Here is a 3,137-nt window from a genome sequence, read left to right on the forward strand (position 1 = left end):
TCTTAGTGATCACTCCCCGCCGTATTGAAAACATCGGTTCGCTGAATGCCATATATTGTTGGCGGCTGAAAGTTGAGGTTACTCCGGGGAGGAGATCCAATTCACCGGCTTTAAAGGCTGTGACGACCTCGTTATAAGTCGAATAAAACGTAATATCGTAGGTAAAATCGGCATGTTTGGCGACCTGGCCGAGGACCTCAATTAGTAACCCGTCAACCTGAACTTCTGTCGTTGTGCGGGTGTCAGGGGAGGCTTCTTTATTCTCGGTAACGAAAATATAGGGAGGAAAACTAAAACCGGGAAGACCGACTCGAAGGTGGGGCTTGTCACTAACGATCGTTACTGATGATTGTGGATCAGCCTGGCCGGGAATTGGCAAGATGCTCAAGAGCAGACAACAGGTAATAAAAAAACACCTGGTCCGGTGAAAGAACTGTTCGGTTATCATTCCCTACATCCTTGTAAAGCAATGTTCTAAGAGCAATTTAAAATGAGTTGTGTCTTATGATTTCTCGTAAATCAATGCATTGAGATCAGTTCTCCTGAAATCCAGATATGGAAATCATCCAGCCCACAGTCGTTATTTCATCCTGTTAACCAGCCACTGTCATAGATGGGGTGTTAACATTCCCCAGCTCCTTCAGAGCCAAACACTGAAGTCGCGAGAGTGACGGTGTTGTGGTGGAATGTATGTTCAGTTCATCAAGTTTGAGCTTCATTTGATTAAGCTGTTCATTGAGCCCAAGTTCGCGATAACCAAGACAAATTAAAAACCCGGTTTCGAAATCGGTAATGTCCTGTTCGGGGATTTGACCTAACAGCTCAGCAGCTAGCTCGGCATTGCCCAATCGATTTAGTCGCAATGCCTGCAATGTTTTGAGGGTGGCTTTTGAAGATAACTGACTCTCGTTTCCTTTGCTTAGTCGATACCAAGCGGTATCAGCCCGCCAGTTTTGCAGCGGCTCTAGCTCTGTATTGAACATGTCGGCATAGACAGCAAAACCACGACGACCTGAATTGTCCCACATCGAATAAGGTAGCAGATGGGCAACATGCAGCAGGTGCGGTATAGCTTTGTCGAAATGACCGCTGGCAATATGTAGCCATGCAATATTCAATGTTTGTTCAATGCTGCTGTTGTTTAACTTCAACGCTTGCTGAATGGTATCTTCTGCTTCAGGCCAGCGGTTTGCCTCGATACAGATTTCCGTTTTGAGATATAGCAGGCGGACATTGAATTTATTTTCTTTGATCAGGGTGTTGACTTGTTGAAGTGCCTGCTGATGTTGCTGTTTGCGTAATAATATTTCGACTTGCTTGATTTTAGCCGGTAGGTGGTTGTGCAGTTGCAGCAATCCGGAAAGCATTGCCTGCGCTTCGTCGTATTGTTGGTTTTTACACAGCAGATTGACGATATGAAGAATGCCATTTTTTAATGCCATAGTATCTGGCGCACCGGCGAACAGTGGTTTAACATCGGTCAACCCGTTTTTGTTGAACGCCTGCTCGAGGGTTTGGCAGAATTCGCGTCTTAATAATCCGGACGACACACGCTTGATAATGTCTTCTGAGCGTATGGGCTTGATCAGGTACCCATCGGGTTCAAGCTGCGAGTAGCCGAGAAATACATCCTGGCTGTCGTTGCCGGTAACAATATAAACCAGTGCCTGTTGTTTGAGCATCTCCTTGTAACGCAAAAACTCAAGCAGGTGCAATCCGGTGCTTCCTGTCCCGAGGTTATGGTCGATAAGCAGAATGTCGAACTTCTGTTTGTTGCAGGCAGCAATGGCACCTTTGGCGCTGGCCGTACTAATTATATTATTCATAGGTACTCCGAGCTTCATAAGCAATGCACGGGTAGCACTCTGAATAATGTTGCTGTCATCGATGATCAGGTAGGTTGATTGAGCAAGTATTTCCATATAGAAGCCCCATCACGAAAAAACACGTATCCGTATGAATCAACTATAGTTTAGAAAAATCACATATGAAAATTATTGGCTATGTTTTGAGATAATTAACAGAAGTGAATGTAATTAGGGCGAAACAACAAAAAAGACCGCTTTCGCGGCCTTTTATTGTTGTATTTCGTATTGATTTGTTGTTCTACAGGATCATCGATGCCAACCAGCCGAAGCCAATTAGTGGTAAGTTGTAGTGGATGAAGGTAGGAACAACGGTTTCCCAGATGTGCTCATGCTGACCGTCGGCATTAAGACCTGCTGTCGGGCCTAATGTTGAGTCAGAGGCAGGCGAGCCCGCATCGCCCAGAGCGGCGGCAGTACCGACTAGGGCAACAGTTGCCAGTGGCGAGAAGCCAAAAGTCAGACACAGCGGAACATAGATAGTTGCCAGAATTGGGATGGTAGAGAATGAAGAACCGATCCCCATGGGCACCAGCAGACCAACAACCAGCATTAGAAGTGCAGCCAGTGGCTTGTTATCCCCAATCACATCGGCCAGAGAGCTAACCAGGGTTTCAACACCGCCAGTCGCTTTCATTACCGAGGCAAAACCGGCTGCGGCAATCATGATAAAGCCAATCATCGCCATCATGTGTACACCCTTGGTGAACACATCATGGGTTTCCTTCCACTTGATCACGCCACCAAATGTGAACACCATGAAACCAATCAGGCCACCGATAATCATAGAGCCGCTGTATAGCTGGGCCCCCAGTGCCGCAACGATTGCACCAACGGCAATATAGACATGCTGCATGTTGATTTCAGCATGCTCCGGCTCGCTGGCCAGGATCTTTTCTTCTGAGTATTCACGAGGCTTACGGTAGCTGAAGAACGTAGCCACAAGCAGGCCGAAAATCATGCCCAGTGCAGGTAGTAACATCGCATATGGCACCTGGCCGGCTGTCACATCCAGACCGTTGTCATGCAGGTTTTTCAGCAAAATGTTATTGAGGAAAATACCACCAAAGCCGACAGGCAGCACCATATAAGGGGTAACCAGACCGAAGGTCAGCACACAGGCGATCAGGCGGCGGTCAAGCCTCAGCTTTGCAAATACATGCAGCAGGGGTGGGATCACAATCGGAATAAACGCGATATGAACCGGAATGGCGTTCTGAGAAGAGATGGCTAGAAGCACTAAAATGGTAAGAACGGAGTATTTCACACCTG

3 protein-coding genes are annotated in these 3,137 nt (G+C 47.0%); all 3 read right to left on the reverse strand.

The features are described from left to right. Positions 1–448, reverse strand: a 448-nt coding sequence (locus tag MHN01_RS22325) for a transporter substrate-binding domain-containing protein (RefSeq protein ID WP_239413527.1), incomplete at its 3' end; no start/stop codon positions are given. Between the two features lie 145 nt (positions 449–593). Continuing rightward, on the reverse strand, positions 594–1,922 hold the full coding sequence (locus MHN01_RS22330) for a response regulator (RefSeq protein ID WP_239413528.1): 1,329 nt from the start codon (positions 1,920–1,922) through the stop codon (positions 594–596). A gap of 184 nt (positions 1,923–2,106) precedes the next feature. Further along, on the reverse strand, positions 2,107–3,137 hold a 1,031-nt coding region (locus MHN01_RS22335), incomplete at its 5' end, for a Na+/H+ antiporter family protein (RefSeq protein ID WP_239413529.1).

This window comes from Photobacterium sp. OFAV2-7 (assembly GCF_022347985.1).
Classification (GTDB): Bacteria; Pseudomonadota; Gammaproteobacteria; order Enterobacterales; family Vibrionaceae; genus Photobacterium.